Source organism: Pseudomonas sp. R2-7-07, from assembly GCF_003852355.1.
Classification (GTDB): domain Bacteria; phylum Pseudomonadota; class Gammaproteobacteria; order Pseudomonadales; family Pseudomonadaceae; genus Aquipseudomonas.
Genome location: NZ_CP027759.1, coordinates 1,546,362 through 1,567,550, shown reverse-complemented (window position 1 = coordinate 1,567,550; position 21,189 = coordinate 1,546,362). Strand labels below are relative to the sequence as shown.

Annotated in this window: 18 protein-coding genes; 15 read left to right on the top strand and 3 right to left on the bottom strand. The window is 62.5% G+C overall.

What is annotated here, in order from left to right:
• Positions 1-43: 43 nt before the first annotated feature.
• Complete coding sequence (locus C4J86_RS07000; protein ID WP_124369905.1) at positions 44-2,353, bottom strand: beta-galactosidase; 2,310 nt, start codon at positions 2,351-2,353, stop codon at positions 44-46.
• Positions 2,354-2,442: 89 nt separating this feature from the next.
• On the bottom strand, positions 2,443-4,587 hold the full coding sequence (dinG, locus tag C4J86_RS06995) for an ATP-dependent DNA helicase DinG (protein ID WP_124361643.1): 2,145 nt from the start codon (positions 4,585-4,587) through the stop codon (positions 2,443-2,445).
• A gap of 99 nt (positions 4,588-4,686) precedes the next feature.
• Here dinG and C4J86_RS06990 point away from each other — a divergent pair, with 99 nt between their 5' ends.
• The gene (locus tag C4J86_RS06990) at positions 4,687-5,151 is read left to right on the top strand and encodes a CopD family protein (RefSeq protein WP_124369904.1); all 465 of its coding nucleotides are present in this window, start codon (positions 4,687-4,689) and stop codon (positions 5,149-5,151) included.
• A gap of 116 nt (positions 5,152-5,267) precedes the next feature.
• On the opposite strand, the gene C4J86_RS06985 is transcribed toward C4J86_RS06990, so the two are convergent.
• Complete coding sequence (locus C4J86_RS06985; RefSeq protein ID WP_124369903.1) at positions 5,268-6,026, bottom strand: collagen-like protein; 759 nt, start codon at positions 6,024-6,026, stop codon at positions 5,268-5,270.
• A gap of 187 nt (positions 6,027-6,213) precedes the next feature.
• Here C4J86_RS06985 and C4J86_RS06980 point away from each other — a divergent pair, with 187 nt between their 5' ends.
• The 14 genes from C4J86_RS06980 (at position 6,214) to pdeM (ending at position 21,179) form a co-directional block, all read left to right on the top strand.
• Positions 6,214-6,711: a DUF6231 family protein gene (locus C4J86_RS06980; RefSeq protein WP_124369902.1), complete on the top strand. Its 498-nt coding sequence runs from the start codon at positions 6,214-6,216 to the stop codon at positions 6,709-6,711.
• 4 nt (positions 6,712-6,715) lie between these two features.
• Positions 6,716-7,186 carry a YchJ family protein gene (locus C4J86_RS06975; protein WP_124369901.1) on the top strand — a complete coding sequence of 157 codons (471 nt, stop codon included), beginning with the start codon at positions 6,716-6,718 and terminating at the stop codon, positions 7,184-7,186.
• Positions 7,187-7,208: 22 nt separating this feature from the next.
• Positions 7,209-7,691, top strand: a complete 483-nt coding sequence (locus C4J86_RS06970; protein ID WP_124361638.1) for an LEA type 2 family protein — start codon at positions 7,209-7,211, stop codon at positions 7,689-7,691.
• Entirely contained in the window at positions 7,688-7,906 is a 219-nt protein-coding gene (locus tag C4J86_RS06965) for an SEC-C metal-binding domain-containing protein (RefSeq protein WP_124369900.1), read from the top strand. Before C4J86_RS06970 ends, C4J86_RS06965 begins: the two co-directional genes overlap by 4 nt.
• 222 nt (positions 7,907-8,128) lie before the next feature.
• Positions 8,129-10,570 carry a penicillin acylase family protein gene (locus tag C4J86_RS06960; protein WP_124369899.1) on the top strand — a complete coding sequence of 814 codons (2,442 nt, stop codon included), beginning with the start codon at positions 8,129-8,131 and terminating at the stop codon, positions 10,568-10,570.
• 296 nt (positions 10,571-10,866) lie between these two features.
• Entirely contained in the window at positions 10,867-11,871 is a 1,005-nt protein-coding gene (locus tag C4J86_RS06955; protein WP_124369898.1) for a ligase-associated DNA damage response exonuclease, read from the top strand.
• A complete protein-coding gene (locus C4J86_RS06950) occupies positions 11,868-13,502 on the top strand; it encodes an ATP-dependent DNA ligase (RefSeq protein ID WP_124369897.1) in 1,635 nt (544 codons plus the stop codon). The genes C4J86_RS06955 and C4J86_RS06950 overlap by 4 nt, the downstream gene beginning before the upstream one ends.
• A gap of 310 nt (positions 13,503-13,812) precedes the next feature.
• Positions 13,813-14,592, top strand: a complete 780-nt coding sequence (locus tag C4J86_RS06945; RefSeq protein WP_122683522.1) for a transporter substrate-binding domain-containing protein — start codon at positions 13,813-13,815, stop codon at positions 14,590-14,592.
• Positions 14,593-14,649: 57 nt separating this feature from the next.
• Positions 14,650-15,378 carry an ABC transporter permease gene (locus C4J86_RS06940; RefSeq protein ID WP_124369896.1) on the top strand — a complete coding sequence of 243 codons (729 nt, stop codon included), beginning with the start codon at positions 14,650-14,652 and terminating at the stop codon, positions 15,376-15,378.
• Complete coding sequence (locus tag C4J86_RS06935; protein ID WP_124361632.1) at positions 15,375-16,085, top strand: ABC transporter permease; 711 nt, start codon at positions 15,375-15,377, stop codon at positions 16,083-16,085. The genes C4J86_RS06940 and C4J86_RS06935 overlap by 4 nt, the downstream gene beginning before the upstream one ends.
• Positions 16,086-16,094: 9 nt before the next feature.
• The gene (locus C4J86_RS06930; protein ID WP_124369895.1) at positions 16,095-17,213 is read left to right on the top strand and encodes a succinylglutamate desuccinylase/aspartoacylase family protein; all 1,119 of its coding nucleotides are present in this window, start codon (positions 16,095-16,097) and stop codon (positions 17,211-17,213) included.
• A gap of 13 nt (positions 17,214-17,226) precedes the next feature.
• The gene (locus C4J86_RS06925; protein WP_065951958.1) at positions 17,227-17,991 is read left to right on the top strand and encodes an ABC transporter ATP-binding protein; all 765 of its coding nucleotides are present in this window, start codon (positions 17,227-17,229) and stop codon (positions 17,989-17,991) included.
• Positions 17,992-18,048: 57 nt separating this feature from the next.
• On the top strand, positions 18,049-20,529 hold the full coding sequence (locus C4J86_RS06920; protein WP_124369894.1) for a ligase-associated DNA damage response DEXH box helicase: 2,481 nt from the start codon (positions 18,049-18,051) through the stop codon (positions 20,527-20,529).
• Positions 20,529-21,179: a ligase-associated DNA damage response endonuclease PdeM gene (gene pdeM, locus C4J86_RS06915; protein ID WP_124369893.1), complete on the top strand. Its 651-nt coding sequence runs from the start codon at positions 20,529-20,531 to the stop codon at positions 21,177-21,179. The genes C4J86_RS06920 and pdeM overlap by 1 nt, the downstream gene beginning before the upstream one ends.
• Positions 21,180-21,189 lie beyond the last annotated feature (10 nt).

Below are 21,189 nucleotides of genomic sequence, written 5' to 3'. Positions count from 1 at the left end.
TTGTTCCAGCCATTAGGGGTTTTGTGAACCCATCAACGACGAATCAATGCCCATTTGCGGAGTGCCCGCCGGCGTGCCCGGCGCCCTGGCCTGCGTCTTTGCCGGCCTGGCCTGCCCGGCCGCCCTCGCTCTCGCGTGCCGCGCCGACCGCCTTGGCCTTTTCGGCCGCCTTACCCAACTGGTCGACCGCCGCGAGATTGCTTTTGCGCACGCTGTCGACAAAGCCCTGAAAGGGCACGTCGGTAATGCCAACGAGGCCGAAGTGACCGTTTTCACCGTCCAGCAAGCGCCCGGTCACCGGCTGGTCCAGGTACTGGAACCAGTGCACGCCGACAATCGACGGCTCCGCCATGGCTTGCTTGAGGAAGGCCGCGTACGCCGCGCCACGCTCTTCTTCGGCGGCCAATTGGGTGACGCCGCCCCAGAACGGGCCACGGTCGGTCGAGCCAAAATTGAATTCGGTGATCAGTACCGGCTTGTCGAGTGCACGCAGGGCGGCGAAGTCATAACCGTCCTGGGGCTTGAGGGTGTACATGTTGAAGCTCAGCACATCGCAGTACTGGGCACAGGCTGCCACGGCTTCGGGGGTGCTCACCGCATAACGCCCACCCAGCAGCAACTGGTTGGGTGCGTGCCATTTCAGCGAATCGGAAATGGTCTTGAAGTAGGCGTCGGCGAAGGTCTTCTGGAAATACTTGAAGTCAGCCTCGATTTCGGGATGCTCCGGGTCAGGCATCGGCGGCTCGAAGCCAGGGTCTTCCATCAGTTCCCAGCCGGCCAGGTGGATGCCCCAGGCTTTCGACAGGCCTTCTTCATTGCGGTATTTGTCGCGCAGTTGCTTGAGGAAGGCACGCTTGGCCGGTACGTCGGTGGTCATGCGCAGGGTGCCGTAGGCCAGGGCGTAACGGGATTTTGCATCGTCGCCAGGGCCGGCCCAGGCCAGTTCGTTGTCGGCAAAGAAGCCGATTAGCCACGGGTCGTCGCGATGATCGCGAGCGGCAATGGCCACGGCGCGTTCAGTGGCCATGGCAAAGCGTGGGTCGAACGGGTCGGGCATGCCGCCCCACCAGTCGGTGCCGGTGCTGATGCTGGCGTAGTCACCCACAATCGACAGCGGCAAGGTGTAGGGCACGCGGTCGGCCGTGGCCAGGTCCGGATCGCTCCAGTTGCCCACGGTATTGAAGCCCCAGGCTTGCAGGCGGTCGAGGGTGTGGCTCACCCAGCGCTGCTGGTCGAAACCGTCGGTGCCGGTTTCAGTGCCATAGGTGCGCTGCAGGTTGGCGCCATAAAAATCATACCAACGCCCTGCGCCAAAACCGCGCCCCTCGCCCGCGCCGTTGCCGGTGCGGTTATCGCCGCTGCCGTAATACTTGTCGAAGGGCTCGCCGGCCTTGGGCAGCGCCGCAAACATCCACTCACGCCCGGCGACGTAGCTCTGGCTGTTGTCCGGGGCCACGGTGTTGACACCCAGCGAGTAGAACGGATGGCCTTGCGGTGTGACCAGATACCAGCGACCGTCGCGCTTTTCGGTGCGGAAGAAACCGCTGGCGTCGAACGCCGGGCCCTTGTTCCAGCCGCCGTATTGATCCAGGGACGACTTGTCACGCTCGGCAAGCCACGCCTTCAGTTGTTGTTGCTCCTTGGCCGCCGCAGCCTTGAGCTGCTCGTCGTTGCTGACTTTTTCCGGCCAGCGCGCGCGGGTGGACTGGCCGTAAGCGTCCACCAGTTCGCTGTAGGCCGCTTTCAACACCGGCTCGCTGTCCTGCACGCCAAAGCGCTCCAGCAGGATGCTTTGGGCGGCATTCGGCTTGATCATTGACAGCGTCACCGACACCACCTGGCTGCGGTCGATTTCCCCGGCGCTGGCAGCCAGCAACACACGCTGGCCGTCCACGGTCATCGGCATCGGCGGGCCGGCCTTCATGCCCTGGCTCAGCGGCGAGTGGGCTTGCAGCGGCACCAGCAAGGTCTGCGCCGGGCCGGCCGGCAGGTCGATGCGGCTGACCAGGGTTTTACCGTCGGCACTTTGTACCTTTACGTAGAGGGTCAACGCCCAGTTCATGGCGCTCTGGATACGCAGGCTCATGGCGCCCGATTGCGACCAGTCCCACACGCCCGTTTGCGGGCTGAGTACCAGGCTCGGCTCGGCGGCCGGGTTGAAGGTGATGCGGCGCAGCACCTCGCCTTCGGGGGTTTGTTCGGCGTTGTATTGCGGCAGGCTGGCGTCCTGGGTCGCCACCTTGACCACATCAGCGGGCCGGACGAAATTGAACAGGGTTTGTTGCCCGGCCGGCGCGGCCAATAGCGGCGCGGCGAACAGCAGGGCAAAAATAGCGGGCAGCGTGCGAATCATACGAACAAGGTTCTCCCAAACGGCCGATGGCTGGCCTGATGACATACAGTGAGATAGACCACGCCGTGGGCGAATTCGCCCACGGTGGCTTAAGAAATTTCGCGCCTGAACGGCGGCAAGGCATTCAAGATGGCCTTGCCATAGCGCTGGGTGACCAGGCGGCGATCGAGCAAGGTGATGGTGCCCCGGTCCTGCTCGGTGCGCAGCAAGCGCCCGCAGGCCTGCACCAGTTTCAGGGAAGCATCGGGCACCGAGATTTCCATGAACGGGTTGCCGCCCCGGGCTTCGATCCATTCGGCCAGCGCGGCTTCAACCGGATCGTCCGGCACCGAGAATGGAATCTTGGCGATGACCACGTGTTCGCAGTAGGCGCCGGGCAAGTCCACGCCTTCGGCAAAGCTCGCCAGGCCGAACAACACGCTGGAATCACCGCCATCGACCCGCGCTTTGTGCTTGTTCAAGGTCTCCTGCTTGGACAGGTTGCCCTGGATAAACACCTGTTTACGCCAGTCGCGATCAAGGCCGTCAAACACGTCCTGCATCTGCTTGCGCGACGAAAACAGCACCAGGGTGCCCCGCGAGCCTTCCACCAATCCGGGCAGGTCGCGGATGATCGCCGCCGTGTGCGCCGGCGCGTCCCTTGGGTCGGCCTTGAGGTCGGGCACCCGCAGCACGCCGGCGTCGGCGTGGTGAAACGGGCTCGGCACCACCGCGGTGACAGCCTTTTTCGGCAGGCCGGCGCGCATGCGGAAGCGGTCGAAGGTGCCAAGGGCGGTCAGCGTGGCCGACGTCACCAGGCAGCCGTAGGCCACGTTCCACAGGTTGCGGCGCAGCATTTCGGCGGCCAGGATCGGGCTGGCATTGACCTCGATATCGAACAGCGCACCGCTTTCCGACAAGGTCAGCCAACGCGCCATGGGCGGGTTGTCTTCCGGGTCTTCGACGGTAAAGGCGGTCCACAACTCCCAGTTGCCCTGGGCGCGGGACAGCAGGCTACCGAACAGCGGGTACCATTCTTCGGCCTGGTTGCTGGCGATGCCGATATTGACCTCGCCATCCATGCCTTCCTTGAGCAAGTCCGTCAGACGGGTGAACAGGTCGGTCAGGCGTGAAAAGCCTTTCTTCAGTTCAATGCCCATTTCGCGCATATGCTCGGGAATCATCCCGCCAACAAACCGGTGACGCGGCCGCTCACGGCCTTCCACATCTTCGCCGGGCTTGAAGTCGGCCACCTGCTCGCAGGCGCTGAACATGAACTGCTGCTGGGTCTTGATCTCCCGCGCCAGCTCGGGCACCTGTTCGATCAGCTTGCCCAGGTCACCGGGCAGCGGATGCTGGGCGAGCAGCTTGGTGAGGTTCTTGGCGGTGGTTTCCAGCCAGTCGGCGGTAGAGCGCAGGCGCGTGTAATGGGCAAAGTGGCCGATGGCCTTGTCCGGCAGGTGATGGCCTTCGTCGAACACGTACAGGGTGTCGCGCGGGTCCGGCAGTACGGCGCCGCCGCCCAGGGCCAGGTCGGCCAGCACCATGTCGTGGTTGGTGACGATCACATCAACCTTGCCCATGCCTTCGCGGGCCTTGTAGAAGGCGCACTGGCCGAAGTTGGGGCAATGGCGGTTGGTGCACTGGCTGTGGTCGGTGGTCAGGCGCGCCCAGTCGGAATCCTCCAGGGCGGTGGGCCAGCTGTCGCGATCACCGTCCCATTTATTGCCGGCGAGTTTCTCGATCATGCTGGTGAACAGCTTCTGGCTGGCCTCATCGACCTCGATCTTGAAGCCTTCTTCTTCGAACAGCGAGGCGGTGGCGGTCTGCGCGTGGCCTTCCTGCAGCAACACATCGAGCTTGGACAGGCACATGTAGCGGCCACGCCCCTTGGCGAGGGCAAAGGTAAAACTCAAGCCGCTATTGCGCATCAGGTCAGGCAGGTCTTTGTAGACAATCTGCTCCTGCAGTGCGACGGTCGCCGTGGCGATCACCAGGCGCTTGCCCGCGGCCTTGGCGGTGGGGATCGCAGCCAGGCTGTAGGCCACGGTCTTGCCGGTGCCGGTGCCGGCCTCGACGGCCACGACCGCCGGTTCGCCCGCACGGCGGCCCTCGTCGTCAGTGTCGATATCCCCGAGGACTTTCGCCACTTCGGCGATCATCAGGCGTTGGCCGTAGCGCGGTTTCAAGCTCTTGGCTTCGAGAAAACGCGTATAGGCGCCCTGGATCGTAGTTTTGAGTTCAGTGCTGATCATGGATAGTCGGGCGCAAAAAACGCTGGATAAATTTTCAGTGGTTCGGATCGGCCGCTATCATACCCCGCTAATTAATCCCGCGCAGAACGGAGTACCACAATGACCGCGTTTAGCCTCGCTTACACCCTGCATGTATTGGCCGCCCTGATCTGGGTCGGCGGTATGTTTTTCGCCTGGATGATCCTGCGCCCCGCCGCCATGGCGGCCCTTGAGGGCCCTGCCCGGCTGAAGCTGTGGGCAAATGTGTTTCAACGTTTTTTTGTATGGGTGTGGGTGGCGGTGCTGGTTTTGCCGATCAGCGGCGTCGGCCTGCTACACCTGCGCTTCAACGGCTTTGAAACCGCACCGCGTTATGTACAGGTGATGATGGGCTTGTACCTGGTGATGACGGCGCTGTTTATTCGCATCCAGGCGTTGAAGTTTCCGGCGTTGAAGGCGGCGGTGGCGGCCGAGGATTGGGCGGCGGGCGCGGCTGCATTGGGGCAGATTCGCAAACTGGTGGGCGTTAACTTGATTGTGGGGCTGGTGGTGGTGGCGATTGCTTCGGCTCGGCCGATGTTCTGAATAGACCTATAGTCCGCTATCGGGGGCAAGCCCCCTCCCACATTGGAATGCATTCCAACTGTGGGAGGGGCGGTGCGACGATTCGACTTGCCCCCGATAGCGTCAGAACAAGCGACTCAGAGGCGCTGGATAGTCACAGACCCCGCAGGCCCAGCCGGCCCCGGCTGCCCTTCCAACCCCGGCCGGCCTTTGTCGCCGCCATCGGCGCGGTACACCAGGCAGCCCTTGGACTGCCCGCCCTTGCCAGGTTTGCCCGCTACACCGGCCAAACCACCGGCGCCGCCGTCCACCAAGATCTTGATCTTGTCGCCAGGGAAATCCTGAGGCAGCTCAATACGCACCGCCGCACCCGACGCCCCCGGCAACCCATCGCCGCCATTATCGCCATTGAACCCGCGCCCGGCTGAACCCCAGGTGCAACCTGGGTCGACGCCATTGGCGCCATCCAGGCCCGCATACCCTTGGGCACCGGCGCCACCACGGGCATCCACCGACAGTTCTTCAGCCGTCAGCGAATCAATGCGCAAGGTCAGGTCACGCCCGGCTTTGGCCGGTTTTTCATGAGTGCCGGGTGCGCCTCGGGAGGTGATCTGGCTGCCGTGCTCCAGTTGCGCCTGGCGCACCTGCAACTGCAGCGCGGTATTGCCGGGGACAATGGCGATGCGCGCGTCACGCCCCAGATGCAGTTCTTCCACCGCGATCTGACTGATGGTGGCCGGAATCAGCAGGGTGCCGTAGTCCGCCACGTCCAGGCGTTCCAGTTGCAACACGCTGGTGCTGCTGGGCAGGCGCATCAAAGAGTTGGTTTCGACGCTGACACTCTGGGCCAGGGCAATGGGGCTGACCAACAGGGCCAGCAGAAAAACCTTACGCATCATGGGGCTCCCGAGTGTTTTCAAATTTTTCTTTGAACGCACAGTAACGACTTCTACAGGCGCTTTGCCAGTGAAGGATCAAAAAACTTCGCACGCAACGACTCAAGTGCCGGCGGTATTACCCGGATGCTCTAGGCCCGCACGCCCAGGCGCGCTAGTCTCTACGGTCCTGATGTGAGGATCTGCGATGATCGCTGGAATTTCTGCCCGTACGCCCCAGCAAGCGTTGGCTGCGCTGCTGGACCTGCACGCTCCCAAACGCCTGCTGCTGTTGGGCGCCAGCCACTTCCCGGCACTGGATGCGTTTAAAACGGCGCACCCCGATGTGCTCGTCAGTGTTGCGCAACCCGGACCACTGCCTGCCGACCTGGCGGCGCAGCGTTTTGACCTGGCGCTGGTGGTCGATTGCCTTGAACACCTGCCCAAACCCCAAGGTCTGAGGTTATTGGGTGGTATCCGTAACCTCAATGCCAGCCGCATCGCGGTGCTGGTGGACATGGATGCCTGCGCCTGGAAGGACACCGACTTTTTCTCCCTGGCGTTGCAAGCCGGTGAGCGTTTCCAGCGTGATGAGCAAGTGCTGACGCTGTTTACCTACGATCTGCTTGACTATAAACAAGTGCCGGACTGGCTCAACGCTCGCTTTTGGGCCAATCCGGAAAATTTTGGAAAGTATTGGTGGTAACACGATGAGTACATCCATTTGCCCCTGCGGCAGTGGCAATCTGCTGGACGCCTGCTGCGGCCATTACCACGCCGGCCACCCGGCGCCCTCTGCCGAGGCGCTGATGCGTTCGCGTTACAGCGCCTACGTGTTGGGCCTGGTGGACTATCTGGTGAGCACCACCCTGCCGGCGCAGCAAGCGGGCCTCGATCGCAACGCGATTGCCGTCTGGAGTGCCCAAAGCACCTGGCTCGGCCTTGAGGTGGAAAGCTCAGAGGTGTTCGGTGGCCAGCCGGAGCACGCCTTCGTCACCTTCACGGCGCGCTGGCACGACAGTGCTGGTGAACACAGCCACCGTGAACGCTCTTCTTTCGTACAGAACGAGGGGCACTGGTACTTCATCGATCCGACGGTGGAGGTGAAGGCCGGGCGTAATGATGTATGTTTGTGTGGCAGCGGACAGAAATTCAAGAAGTGCTGCTCCAGCTACTTTTAACGACCTGACAGGGATAACGCCAATGCTCCGCACCTTCAGCTTGATGCTGGCGTTAACCCTGGGCCTGACCGGCTGCGCCTCGTGGTTCGAAGACGATTCGCCGCCGCCCCACGTCTCCCTGGTGAACGTCGAAGTGGTGCGGGCCAAGCTGCTGGAGCAGAAATTCAAGCTCTACTTTCGCGTGGACAACCGCGACGACGCTGACCTGACCGTGCGTGGCCTGATCTACAAGGTCACCCTTGGCGATCTGGTGCTGACCGAAGGTGAGTCCAACGAATGGCTGACCGTGCCGCCGCGCAGTCATAAATTCTTCCGGGTGTCGGTGCGCACCAACCTGTGGCCACGCATACGCGATGTAGTGCAGATGCTGAAGAATCCCGACCGCCCCGTGCCCTATCGCCTGGAAGGCGAGCTGAAAACCGGATTATTCATCGGTAATGACGTGCAGGTGGCCCACAATGGCGAGATAATCCCCGGCGATTTTATTCCGGAGCGACATCGATGACTCAGCAACCCCATGTCCATGGTCCTGACTGCAACCACGATCATGCTCACGATCATGGTCACGATCACCATGATCACGACCACGGCCATGTCCACGGCCCGAACTGCGGCCACGCTCACCAGGAGCCGGTGCGCAACGCCTTGAAAGACGTTGGTCGCAACGACCCTTGCCCCTGCGGCAGCGAGAAAAAATTCAAGAAGTGCCACGGCGCTTAAGCTACCCAATATCCAATGTGGGAGGGGGCTTGCTCCCGATAGCGGTGTGTCAGTCGACATAGGCTTCGACTGGATGACCGCAATCGGGAGCAAGCCCCCTCCCACATTGATTTGCATATAAGCCTGAGTACTCACGTAATTACAAAACTCCCGCTTGCGTCGTTTCGCCGCGCTCACTAACGTAGCGCCTTTAATGACGCTACCCCCCGCAGGAGCTTTGCCATGGCCTCGCCAGCCCTTACACATTTTCTTCCCCGGTTCGGCGTTGCCGCGGCAGTGGCCAGTGCGTTGAGCCTGGCCGGTTGCCAGCTCCAGAGCACCCAGGACACCCTGCCCCCCATCGCCGGCGTACAGCCGATCAAGGGCCTGGCGCAAAACGTGTCGATACGCCGCAATGCCCAGGGCATGCCGCTGATTGAAAGCAACACCTTCCACGACGCGCTGTTCAGCCTCGGCTATGTGCACGCCAGCGACCGGATCACGCAGATGGTCACCCTGCGGCTGCTGGCCCAGGGCCGTCTGGCGGAAATGTCCGGCCCTGAGGTACTCGATGTCGACCGTTTCATGCGCGCGGTCAACCTTAAAAAGAGCGCCGGCGAGCTGTACAACGCCTCATCGCCACGGCTCAAGCGGTTCTTTGAAGTCTACGCACGGGGCGTTAACGCCTACCTGTTCCGCTACCGCGACAAGCTGCCGACAGACCTGGCCCAGACCGGCTACAAGCCCGAGTACTGGAAACCGGAAGATTCGGCGCTGCTGTTCTGCCTGCTGAATTTCAGCGAGTCGAGCAACCTGCAGGAAGAAATTTCGTCGTTGGTGCTGGCGCAGAAAGTCGGTGTCGACAAGCTCGCCTGGCTTATCCCAAGCGCGCCGGACGAGGCGATCCCGCTGGCCGAAGCCGATAAGCTCAAGGGCGTGAACCTGAGCCAGATCACCGGCCTCGCCGGGCTGGACACGGTCAGCCAGCAACTCAACAGCCTCAATGCCCTGGGCATGACCACGTCCAGCAACTGGGCCATCGGGCCGCAACGCAGCCGCAGCGGCAAAAGCCTGCTGGCCAACGATCTCGCCGCCCAGCCGCAAGCGCCGTCACCTTGGAGCTATGTGCAGATCCGTGCCCCGAAATATCAGGCGGCCGGCGCGTCGATTGCCGGCCTGCCGACCCTGCTGTCGGGCTTCAATGGCAAGGTCGCGTGGAGCATGAGCGCGGTCAAGGGCGATACCCAAGACCTGTTCCTGGAGAAGGTCAAACGCCAGGGCAGCGCGTTGTACTACGAGAACAACGGAAAATGGCTACCGGCCGGTGTGCGTAACGAGACCTTCTTCATCAAAGGCCAACGCTCGATTCACGACGTGGTGTACGAAACCCGCCACGGCGCCTTGCTCAACAGCAGCCAGGCCCTCACCAGCGGTTATGGCCTGGCCCTGCAAACCGCCGATTTGAAGGACGACAAGAGCCTGGATGCGTTCTTCGACCTGTCCCGCGCGCAAAACGCCGGCAAGGCCTCGGACGCCACCCGCGAAATTCGCGCCATTGCGTTGAACATGATCTTCGCCGACGCCAGCAACATCGGCTGGCAAGTCACCGGCCGCTTCCCCAACCGTCGCGAAGGCGAAGGCCTGCTGCCCTCGCCGGGCTGGGATACGCGCTTTGACTGGGACGGTTACGCCGACGCCATGCTGCATCCCTATGACCAGGACCCGGCGCAAGGCTGGATCGGCACCGCCAACCAGCGCACCGCCCCGCGTGGCTATGGCATGCAGCTGTCCAATTCCTGGGATGCGCCGGAGCGCAGCGAGCGCCTGGCGCAACTGGCCAATGCTGGCAAGCATGACAGCCGCAGTCTGATCGCCATGCAATACGACCAGACCACCCTCTTTGCCGCCAAACTCAAAGGCATGTTCCAGGCACCGGGCATGGCTCAGCCGCTGAAACAGGCAATCGATACGCTGCCTGCGGCCGGACAGGCCAAGGCGCGCGAAGCACTGGGCCGCCTGATGGCCTTCGATGGTCGCCTTGCGCCAACGTCCGCCGACGCGGCGCTCTACGAGCTGTTCCTGCAAGAGAGCGCCAGACAGATCTTCCTCGACAAACTCGGTCCGGAACAGAGCGCCAGCTGGAAAGCCTTTGTCAGCAATGCCTGCCTGTCCTACTCAGCCACCGCAGACCATTTGCTGGGCCGTGAAGACAGCCCGCTGTGGGATGACACGCGCACGCCGCACAAAGAAGACAAGCCGGCGATCCTCGCACGCACCCTGGCCGCCACGATCAGCACCGGCGACAGCCTGCTGGGCGCTGATCACAAGGCCTGGCAATGGGGCAAGCTGCACACCACCACCTGGAAAACCACCAGCGGCCAGGTGATCCGTGGCCCGTTGGCCAGTGGTGGCGACCACAACACCCTGAACCCGGCACCGTACCGCTGGGGGCAGGACTTCAATGCGGCCCAGACGTCGGCGTTGCGCATGATTGTCGACTTCGGGCAGCCGGAACCGATGATGGGCCAGGGCGGCACCGGCCAGTCCGGCAACCCGGCCAGCCCGAACTATGCCAACGGCATCGACCCGTCGCTCAAGGCGCAATACCTGAGTTTCCCGATGCAGCCGCAGAATTTTGACAAGGTGTATGGCAAGACCAGGTTGACCCTGACACCCGGCAAGTAACCCGGCGCTCTGATCGTTCCCACGCTCTGCGTGGGAATGCCTTTTGCGACGCTCCGCGTCGCGCGAACCGAGCCGAGTTTCAGCTACCGTGCACAGGTGACGCAGAGCGTCACGGGTTGCATTCCCACGCGGGAGCGTGGGAACGATCCTTGATAGCAGTAGTTCAGTCAATGAATGTGTCGCCTGTCACACCGCTATCGGGAGCAAGCCCCCACATTTGGGCCCCATGCATTCAGATAGAACTTCTCCCACCGTCATATCCTCCTAAATGATAAGCCCACCTCCTCGGTCACCCCATGGACCTTGTCATTGCCCGACCCGAAGGCCTCTATTGTCCCGCCGGGGATTTCTACATCGACCCCTGGCGCCCGGTGGAACGCTCCGTCATCACCCATGCCCACGGCGACCACGCCCGCACCGGCAATCAACATTACCTGGCCGCCGCCCCCGGCGAAGGCATCCTGCGTTCGCGCCTGGGCCAGGACATCAACCTGCAAACCCTGGCCTACGGCGAACAGTTGGTGCACCACGGTGTGACCTTGAGTTTTCATCCGGCCGGGCATGTGTTGGGCTCGGCCCAGGTGCGCCTGGAATACCAGGGCGAAGTCTGGGTCGCGTCCGGCGACTACAAGGTCGAACCCGATGGCACGTGCGCGCCGTTCGAACCGGTGCGCTGCCACACCTTCATTACCGAATCTACCTTTGGCCTGCCGATCTACCGCTGGCAGCCGCAGGCGCAGATTTTTGCCGGCATTAACGACTGGTGGCAGGCCAATATCGCTGCCGGCAAAGCCAGCGTGCTGTTCTGCTACTCCTTCGGCAAGGCCCAGCGCATTCTGCATGGGATCGATGCCAGCATCGGCCCGATCCTCAGCCATGGCGCCGTCGAGCCGCTGAACCGGGTGTACCGCGAAGCCGGGGTGTACATTCCGGAAACGCTATATGCCGGCGACTTCAAAAAAAACGACCCGCTGCTGCGCCAGGCCTTGATCATCGCCCCGCCCTCCACCAGCGGCAGCACCTGGATACGCCGCTTTGGCGATTACAGCGACGCGTTCGCCAGCGGCTGGATGCGCCTGCGCGGCACCCGGCGGCGGCGCGGGGTGGACCGTGGCTTTGTGCTGTCGGACCACGCCGATTGGCCCGGACTGTTGTGGGCCATCGAACAGACCGGCGCCGAACGGGTGATGGTCACCCACGGTTCGGTCGGCGTACTGGTGCGCCATCTGCGCGAAAAAGGCCTGGATGCCCAGGGTTTCAGCACCGAATATGGCGATGACGAAGAGGAGGCCAGCCCATGAAAGCCTTCGCCGAGCTGTACGCCAACCTCGACGCGACGACCTCCAGCAACGCCAAGCTCGCGGCGCTGCAAGACTATTTTCAGCAGGCACCGCCGCAGGATGCGGCATGGGCGGTGTACTTCCTCTCCGGCGGGCGGCCGCGGCAACTGGTACCGACCCGTCTGCTGAGGGATATGGCGACCCAAGCGGCGAGCATCGAGCCGTGGTTGTTCGAAGAGAGTTACCAGTCCGTCGGCGACCTGGCCGAGACGATTTCCCTGCTGCTACCCGAATCGACCTACACCTCCGAAGACGGCCTGGCGGTGTGGCTGGAAGAAAAACTGCTGCCGCTGCGCGGCCTTGCGCCTGCTGAACTGGCCGAACGCCTGCCTGCGCTGTGGGCGCAGCTGGATCAACCGAGCCTGATGGTGTGCATCAAGTTGATCACCGGCAGCTTTCGCGTGGGCGTGTCCAAGCTGCTGGTGACCCGCGCGCTTGCCGCCATGGCCGGGCTCGACAGCAAGCGCGTGGCGCAACGGCTGGTGGGCTACACCGACCTGTCCAATCGCCCTACGGCTGCGGGCTACCTCAAGTTGATCGCCGCCGAATCATCCGACGAACATGCGCAACGTGGCGGTCAGCCCTATCCGTTTTTTCTCGCCCATGGCTTGGCGCAACCAGTGGAGCAGTTCGATGCCCTGCTCGGCTCCCCCGCCGACTGGCAGGTGGAATGGAAGTTTGATGGCATTCGCGCGCAACTGGTCAAGCGTGAGGGGCGCCTGTGGGTGTGGTCGCGCGGTGAAGAACTGGTGACCGAGCGCTTCCCCGAGCTGCACAGCCTGGTCAGTGGCTTGCCGGATGGCACGGTGATCGACGGTGAGATCGTGGTCTGGAAGGACGCGGTACAACCCTTCGCCCTATTGCAACAGCGAATCGGGCGCAAAACCCTGAGTAAAAAGGTGCTGGAAGATGCTCCGGTGGCGGTGCTGGCCTACGACCTGCTGGAGCATCAGGGCGACGACTGGCGCAACCACACCCTGGCTGAACGGCGTGCACAACTCGAAAGCGTGATCGCAGCGTGTAACCAACCGGTGTTATTGCCCTCGCCGCTGCTCGAGGGGCCAACCTGGCAAGCGTTGGCCGAGCAGCGCGAAGCCTCCCGCAGCCTGGGTGTGGAAGGCATGATGCTCAAGGACCGCAAAGGCCTCTACGGCGTGGGCCGCACCAAGGATATGGGCCTGTGGTGGAAGTGGAAGGTCGACCCGTTCAGCGTCGACGCGGTGTTGATCTACGCTCAGCGCGGCCATGGTCGGCGCGCCAGCCTGTACAGCGATTACACCTTCGCGGTGTGGGACGGCCCGCCGGGCAGCGAGCGCACCCTGGTGCCGTTCGCCAAGGCGTATTCCGGGCTGACTGACGAAGAAATGCGCAAGGTCGACGCGATCGTGCGCAAAACCACGGTGGAAAAATTCGGCCCGGTCAGCAGCGTTACGCCGAGCATGGTGTTTGAGTTGGGTTTCGAAGGCATCGCCCTGTCCAAGCGGCATAAAAGCGGGATTGCGGTGCGGTTCCCACGGATGTTGCGTTGGCGCCAGGACAAACCGGTGGAGGAAGCCGACAATCTCGCCACGCTGCAGGACTTACTGGCCTGACATAGTTCAAATGTGGGAGGGGGCTTGCTTCCGATGGCGGCGTGTCAGTCACAGCATTTGTGTCTGATCCACTGCCATCGGGAGCAAGCCCCCTCCCACATTTGAATTTCCGTTCGATCCTAAATGGTGCACTACTCTATCAGTGCCCACTAATGGGCATTTCCTACGCTCAGAAATCCCTCATCCCACCTTTTAAAACGATCATTCGGAACTATGGTGCAGAAATTGCTACTTGGGATCCGTCTGACACCGTTCAGTAACAGTCCTAAATGCGCCACAAGCGCTTATCTTGGTTTCCAGGGAATACATAATGAAAAAAGCATTGCTGACCCTTTCTGCACTGGCTCTGTGCATGGCTGCAGGTGTTGCAACCGCCAAGGAATACAAGGAATTGCGTTTCGGTGTCGATCCCTCCTACGCGCCATTCGAATCCAAAGCCGCCGACGGCAGCCTGGTGGGCTTCGACATCGACCTGGGCAATGCCATCTGTGCAGAGCTGAAGGTCAAGTGCAAATGGGTTGAAAGCGATTTCGACGGCATGATTCCGGGCCTGAAAGCCAACAAGTTCGACGGTGTGATTTCGTCCATGACCGTGACCCCGGTGCGCGAGAAGGCGATCGACTTCTCCAACGAGCTGTTCTCGGGGCCAACCTCGCTGGTGTTCAAGAAAGGCGCCGGGTACTCGACGCCGGAGTCGCTCAAGGGCAAAACCGTGGGCTACGAGCAGGGCACTATCCAGGAAGCCTACGCCAAGGCTGTGCTGGACAAGGCCGGCGTAACCACCAAGGCCTACGCCAACCAGGATCAGGTGTATGCGGACCTGACGTCCGGCCGTCTCGATGCCTCCGTGCAGGATATGCTGCAGGCTGAACTGGGTTTTCTGAAGTCCCCAGCCGGTGCTGGATACGAAGTCAGCGCAGCAATCGATGACCCGCTGCTGCCGTCGAAAACCGCGATCGGTATCAAAAAAGGTAACACTGAGCTCAAGGCTCTTTTGGATAAAGGTATCAAAGCGTTACACGATGATGGCACCTACGCCACTATTCAGAAGAAACACTTTGGCGATTTGAACCTGTACAGCGGCAAATAATGCCTGGGGCGCCCCTTTTTTGAAGGGGCGCTTTTTTATCGCCATAGGTCCTGATTTATGTTCGAAGATCTGTTGCAAACCCTCGGGCTGAGCGCGTTCAGCTTGAAGGGTTTCGGCCCGCTGTTGCTGCAAGGCACCTGGATGACCCTTAAATTGTCGGTGCTGTCCCTGGCCGTCAGCGTGTTGCTGGGCCTGCTCGGCGCCAGCGCGAAACTCTCCAGCCTGCCGTTCCTGCGTATCCCCGCCCAGCTCTACACCACCTTGATTCGCGGCGTACCCGACCTGGTGTTGATGCTGCTGATTTTCTACAGCCTGCAAACCTGGCTGACCGGCCTGACCGACGTTATGGAATGGGAGTACATCGAGATCGACCCATTCAGCGCCGGGGTCATCACCCTGGGCTTTATCTACGGTGCCTATTTCACCGAGACTTTTCGGGGCGCGATTCTCGCCGTGCCCCGCGGCCAGCTGGAAGCCGCCACCGCCTACGGGCTCAAGCGCGGGCAACGGTTTCGCTACGTGACCTTCCCGCAGATGATGCGCTTTGCCCTGCCGGGCATCGGCAATAACTGGATGGTGATGCTCAAGGCCACCGCCCTGGTGTCGATCATCGGCCTGGCCGACCTGGTGAAAGCCGCCCAGGATGCCGGCAAAAGCACCTACCAACTGTTCTACTTCCTGGTACTCGCCGCGCTGATCTACCTGTTGATCACCAGCGCGTCCAACTTCGTCCTGCGTCGTCTTGAACGTCGCTACGCCGCAGGCTCACGGGAGGCCGTGCGATGATCGAGCTTTTGCAGGAATACTGGCGCCCCTTCCTTTATAGCGACGGCCAGCACATCACCGGCCTGGCCATGACTATGTGGCTGCTCAGCGCGGCACTGGTGATCGGGTTTGTGGTGTCGATTCCACTGTCTATCGCCCGTGTCTCGCGCAGGCGCCTGGTGCGCTGGCCGGTGCAGTTCTACACCTACCTGTTTCGCGGCACGCCGCTGTATATCCAGTTGCTGATTTGCTACACCGGCATCTACAGCATCGCCGCCGTGCGCGCGCAACCGGTGCTCGATGCGTTCTTTCGCGATGCGATGAACTGCACGATCCTGGCCTTCGCCCTCAACACCTGCGCCTACACCACGGAAATTTTCGCCGGGGCGATCCGCAGCATGGCCCACGGCGAAGTCGAAGCGGCCAAGGCCTACGGGCTGAGCGGTTGGAAATTGTATGCCTATGTGATCATGCCGTCGGCGCTGCGCCGTTCGTTGCCTTACTACAGCAACGAGGTGATCCTGATGCTGCATTCGACCACCGTGGCGTTCACCGCCACCATCCCGGACATCCTCAAAGTCGCCAGGGACGCCAACTCGGCCACCTTCATGACCTTTCAATCGTTCGGCATCGCCGCCCTGATCTACCTGGCCGTGACCTTCGCCCTGGTCGGCCTGTTCCGATTGGCCGAACGCCGCTGGCTGGCCTTCCTCGGGCCGAGCCATTAAGGAGCTTTCATGCGTCATCAGCAACATGACCTGATTGCGCCGGTGCCTGGCACGGCGCGGCAGATTCACAGTTTCCATTTCGGCCCGGAACAGGCCGACCGCAAGATTTACATCCAAGCGTCACTGCATGCCGACGAACTGCCGGGCATGCTGGTGGCCTGGCACCTGAAGGCGCGCCTGGCCCAATTGGCCACCGCCGGGCGCTTGCGCAGCGAAATCGTCCTGGTGCCGGTCGCCAATCCGGTGGGGCTGGAACAGGTACTGATGGACATCCCCCTGGGCCGTTACGAGCTGGAAAGCGGGCAGAATTTCAATCGCCTGTTCGTCGACCTCAGCGACGCGGTCGGTGATCAGGTTGAAGACTCGCTGAGTGATGACCCCCAGCAAAATGCCCGGTTGATCCGCACCGCGTTATCCGACGCCCTCGCCAGGCAAACCGCGTCGACGCAATTGCAATCCCAGCGCCTGGTGCTGCAACGCCTGGCGTGCGATGCCGACATGGTGCTGGACCTGCATTGCGATTTCGAAGCCGTGGCGCACCTCTACACCACGCCTGAGGCCTGGCCACAGGTGGAGCCGTTGGCGCGGTACCTGGGTTCGGAGGCCAACCTGCTGGCCACCGACTCCGGCGGGCAGTCCTTTGATGAATGTTTCACCCTGGTGTGGTGGCAGTTGCGACAACGCTTCGGCGCGCGCTTCCCGATCCCCCTGGGCAGCTTTTCCGTGACCGTCGAGTTGCGCGGCCAAGGCGACGTCAACCACGGCCTCGCGGCCTTGGACTGCCAGGCGATCATCGATTACCTGATCCACTTCGGTGCGATTGAAGGCGACGCGGCACCACTGCCCGCGCTGCCCTACCCGGCCACGCCACTGGCGGGTGTGGAGCCGGTGACCACACCCGTGGGCGGCTTGCTGGTGTTCAGCGCCTTGCCGGGGGAATACCTGGAAGCAGGGCAACGGGTCGCCGAAATCATCGACCCCATCACTGACCGCGTAACGCCTGTGCATTGCCAGCATGCCGGCCTGCTTTACGCCCGTTCGCTACGCCGCATGGCCACTGCCGGGATGGTGATCAGCCATGTCGCCGGCGCTGAGGCCTACCGTAGCGGCTACTTACTTTCGCCTTGAGGATGCACGCCCCATGTACAAATTGACCGTTGAAGGCCTGCATAAAAGCTATGGCGACAATGAGGTGCTCAAAGGTGTCTCGCTCAAGGCCAGGACCGGTGACGTGATCAGCCTGATCGGCGCCAGCGGCTCGGGCAAGAGCACCTTCCTGCGCTGCATCAACTTCCTGGAAACGCCCAACGACGGCGCCATGACCCTGGACGGACAAACCATCCGCATGGTCAGCGACCGCCACGGCATGCGCGTGGCCGACGATGCCGAGTTGCAGCGCTTGCGCACGCGACTGGCGATGGTCTTTCAGCACTTCAACCTGTGGAGCCACATGAGCGTGCTGGAAAACATCACCATGGCCCCGCGCCGGGTGCTGGGGTGCAGCAAGAAAGACGCCGAAGACCGCGCCCGGCGCTACCTGGACAAAGTCGGCCTGCCCGCGCGGGTGGCCGATCAATACCCGGCGTTCCTGTCCGGCGGCCAGCAGCAACGGGTAGCGATTGCCCGCGCGTTGGCGATGGAGCCCGAGGTGATGCTGTTCGACGAACCCACCTCGGCACTGGACCCGGAGTTGGTCGGTGAAGTGTTGAAGGTGATCCAGGGCCTGGCCGAAGAAGGCCGCACCATGATCATGGTGACCCACGAAATGAGCTTTGCGCGCAAGGTTTCCAGCCAGGTGCTGTTCCTGCATCAAGGCCGGGTGGAAGAGCAAGGTGCGCCGGCGGATGTGCTGGGCAATCCGAAGAGCGAGCGCCTGCAGCAGTTTTTGAGCGGCAACTTGAAGTAAACCTTTGTGACGCCTGGAGGGTCTGTGCAATAGAGCCTCCAGAGCGTCAGCTGCCGCATGGCAAAACCCGTCGACTTTGCAAAACAATGGTTTGCCACCCGTGGCTGGCGTGCGTTCGCATTCCAGAAAGAAGTGTGGAAGGCCGTCAAGGACGGTCAATCCGGCTTGCTGCATGCCAGTACCGGCGCGGGTAAAACCTACGCGCTGTGGTTCGCTGCCCTCAATCGTTTCGCCATCACGCGCCCGCCCGCTACCGGCAAGCGCAAGGCGCCGGCCGAACCACTGACCGTATTGTGGATCACACCGATGCGCGCCTTGGCCGCCGACACCGCACGCGCGCTTGAGGCGCCGCTGGCGGCCTTGCAGATCCCCTGGAGCGTTGGCCTGCGCACGGGCGACACCAGCAGCGGCGAACGCGCCCGCCAGACCCGCCGCCAGCCCACTGCACTGATCACCACCCCGGAAAGCCTGACACTGATGCTTACGCGCGCCGACAGTGAGGTCAGCCTGGCGCATCTGCGCATGGTGGTGGTGGACGAATGGCATGAACTGATCGGCAATAAGCGCGGTGTGCAACTGCAACTGGCGTTGGCACGGCTGCGACGCTGGCACCCCGACTTGCTGGTCTGGGGCATTTCCGCGACCTTGGGTAATCAGGCCCACGCGCTGGATGTATTGGTCCCACAGAGTGGCGGCGTCAATGTGCAGGGGCAATCGCCCAAACAGTTGCTGGTTGACACACTGCTGCCGCCCATTGCCGAACGCTTTCCCTGGGCCGGCCATATCGGTTTGAAAATGCTGCCGCAAGTGGTGGCCGAAGTAGACGCCAGCAGCAGTTGCCTGGTGTTCACCAATACCCGGGCGCAGTCGGAAATCTGGTACCAGGCGCTGCTGGAGGCCAGGCCGGAGTGGGCCGGCCTGATTGCGCTGCATCACGGCTCGCTGTCGCGCGAGACCCGGGACTGGGTGGAACGTGCGCTCAAAGACGGGCAACTCAAGGCGGTGGTGTGCACCTCCAGCCTGGACCTGGGCGTAGATTTCCTGCCGGTGGAGCGGGTGTTGCAGATAGGCTCGGCCAAAGGTGTGGCGCGCCTGATGCAACGCGCCGGCCGCTCGGGGCATGCACCGGGGCGGCCATCACGGGTGACCCTGGTGCCGACCCACAGCCTGGAGCTGGTGGAAGCCGCCGCCGCAAAGGATGCGATTGCCCAGCGGCGCATCGAGGCCCGCGAATCGCCCCACAAACCCTTGGATGTGCTGGTGCAACATCTGGTCAGCATGGCCCTGGGCGGCGGGTTTGTTCCCGATGCGCTGCTGGCGGAGGTCCGCGGGGCCTGGGCCTATCGCGATCTTACCGACGCCGATTGGACCTGGGCCCTGGCCTTTGTGCGCCATGGCGGACTGTCGCTTACCGCTTATCCGGATTACCGCCGCGTAGAGCCCGACGAACAGGGCATCTGGCGCGTTCCCGATGCGCGACTGGCGCGCCGCCATCGCATGAGCGTGGGCACCATTGTCAGCGATGCGAGTATGCACCTGAAGTACTGGAGCAAGGGCGGTGGCGGCAAAAACCTCGGCAGTGTCGAGGAAGGTTTTATTGCGCGACTCAAGCCGGGCGACGGTTTTCTGTTCGCCGGACGCCTGCTGGAGTTGGTGCGCGTAGAAAACATGACCGCCTACGTGCGCCGCAGCACCGCGAAAAAAGCCGCCGTGCCGCGCTGGAATGGCGGGCGCATGCCGCTTTCCAATGAGCTGGCGCAGGCGGTGATCGAGCGCTTCGACGCGGCGGCACAGGGGCGCTTCGACGGCCCGGAGATGCAGGCGGTGCAGCCATTGCTGCTGACGCAACTGCGTTGGTCCGGCCTGCCGACCCGTGACCACTTGCTGGCGGAGTTTCTCAAGTCGCGCGAAGGCTGGCACCTGTTTCTTTACCCCTTCGCCGGGCGTCAGGTGCATCTGGGGCTGGCGAGTCTGCTGGCGTGGCGCGTCAGCCGGCAGCAACCCGTGACCTTTTCCATTGCGGTCAATGATTATGGGTTGGAGCTGCTGAGCGCCACCGAGGTGCACTGGCCCGAGTTGTTGAACGAGGCGTTGCTCAGCCCAGAGGATTTGCTCACGGACGTGGCAGCCAGTCTCAACGCCGGTGAATTGGCGTTGCGGCGCTTTCGCGAAATCGCACGCATCGCCGGGCTGGTGTTCGCCGGTTACCCCGGCGCGCCGAAAAGCACCCGCCAAGTGCAGGCCTCCAGTGGCCTGTTCTTCGAAGTGTTCAAACAATATGATCCGCACAACCTGCTGTTGACCCAGGCTGGGGAAGAAGTCCTGCGCAACGAACTAGACATTCAGCGCCTGGAAGAGACACTGCTTCGCCTGTCGGCGCTGCAACTGGACCTGCATATGATCCAGCGGCCAACCCCCCTGGCCTTTCCGCTGCTGGTGGAGCGGATGCGCGAAAGCCTGAGTTCGGAAAAACTCTCGGAGCGCATTGCGCGGATGGTCAAGGACCTGGAAAAAGCCGCGGACAGAGGCAAAGCTTGATGGTGTGTTCGGTAACGCTTGAGGGTGAGCAATTGTGGCTGCTGGCGGACAAGGCCGTGTATTGGCCGGCGCGCCAATACCTGCTGATCGCCGATGCTCACTTCGGCAAGGCCTCGGCATACCGCAGCCTCGGGCAACCCGTGCCCCAGGGCACTACGAGCGAAAACCTGCAGCGCCTGGATCGGTTGCTGGCGGCCTATGCCTGCGCTCGGGTGATCTTCCTCGGAGATTTCCTCCACGGCCCAGGCTCCCACGCCAGCGGCACCCTGGGCGCGCTCAGGGCCTGGCGAGCGCGCCACACTGAGTTACCGATTACGCTGATTCGCGGCAACCACGATCAACGCGCTGGCGACCCGCCTGCCGACCTGCACATTGAGGTGGTGACGGAGCCGCTATTAATAGGGCCATTCGCGCTACAGCACGAACCGGACTCCCACCCCAGCCATCATGTGCTGGCGGGGCATGTCCATCCGGTGTACCGCTTGCGCGGCAAGGGCCGGCAGAGCCTGCGCCTGCCGTGCTTCCAGATTGGCACGCGCGTCAGCCTGCTGCCGGCGTTTGGCGCCTTTACCGGCGGTTACGCAGTGGCGCTGGACGATGAGCGCCGAATCTTTGTGATCGGCGATCATGAAGTCTGGCCGGTTCAGTGACGCACAAGCG

Bases quoted from the DNA above. Each gene is read 5' to 3' on its own strand.
- C4J86_RS07000 (WP_124369905.1), bottom strand. From the start codon at position 2,353: ATGATTCGCACGCTGCCCGCTATTTTTGCCCTGCTGTTCGCCGCGCCG.
- dinG (WP_124361643.1), bottom strand. From the start codon at position 4,587: ATGATCAGCACTGAACTCAAAACTACGATCCAGGGCGCCTATACGCGT.
- C4J86_RS06990 (WP_124369904.1), top strand. From the start codon at position 4,687: ATGACCGCGTTTAGCCTCGCTTACACCCTGCATGTATTGGCCGCCCTG.
- C4J86_RS06985 (WP_124369903.1), bottom strand. From the start codon at position 6,026: ATGCGTAAGGTTTTTCTGCTGGCCCTGTTGGTCAGCCCCATTGCCCTG.
- C4J86_RS06980 (WP_124369902.1), top strand. From the start codon at position 6,214: ATGATCGCTGGAATTTCTGCCCGTACGCCCCAGCAAGCGTTGGCTGCG.
- C4J86_RS06975 (WP_124369901.1), top strand. From the start codon at position 6,716: ATGAGTACATCCATTTGCCCCTGCGGCAGTGGCAATCTGCTGGACGCC.
- C4J86_RS06970 (WP_124361638.1), top strand. From the start codon at position 7,209: ATGCTCCGCACCTTCAGCTTGATGCTGGCGTTAACCCTGGGCCTGACC.
- C4J86_RS06965 (WP_124369900.1), top strand. From the start codon at position 7,688: ATGACTCAGCAACCCCATGTCCATGGTCCTGACTGCAACCACGATCAT.
- C4J86_RS06960 (WP_124369899.1), top strand. From the start codon at position 8,129: ATGGCCTCGCCAGCCCTTACACATTTTCTTCCCCGGTTCGGCGTTGCC.
- C4J86_RS06955 (WP_124369898.1), top strand. From the start codon at position 10,867: ATGGACCTTGTCATTGCCCGACCCGAAGGCCTCTATTGTCCCGCCGGG.
- C4J86_RS06950 (WP_124369897.1), top strand. From the start codon at position 11,868: ATGAAAGCCTTCGCCGAGCTGTACGCCAACCTCGACGCGACGACCTCC.
- C4J86_RS06945 (WP_122683522.1), top strand. From the start codon at position 13,813: ATGAAAAAAGCATTGCTGACCCTTTCTGCACTGGCTCTGTGCATGGCT.
- C4J86_RS06940 (WP_124369896.1), top strand. From the start codon at position 14,650: ATGTTCGAAGATCTGTTGCAAACCCTCGGGCTGAGCGCGTTCAGCTTG.
- C4J86_RS06935 (WP_124361632.1), top strand. From the start codon at position 15,375: ATGATCGAGCTTTTGCAGGAATACTGGCGCCCCTTCCTTTATAGCGAC.
- C4J86_RS06930 (WP_124369895.1), top strand. From the start codon at position 16,095: ATGCGTCATCAGCAACATGACCTGATTGCGCCGGTGCCTGGCACGGCG.
- C4J86_RS06925 (WP_065951958.1), top strand. From the start codon at position 17,227: ATGTACAAATTGACCGTTGAAGGCCTGCATAAAAGCTATGGCGACAAT.
- C4J86_RS06920 (WP_124369894.1), top strand. From the start codon at position 18,049: ATGGCAAAACCCGTCGACTTTGCAAAACAATGGTTTGCCACCCGTGGC.
- pdeM (WP_124369893.1), top strand. From the start codon at position 20,529: ATGGTGTGTTCGGTAACGCTTGAGGGTGAGCAATTGTGGCTGCTGGCG.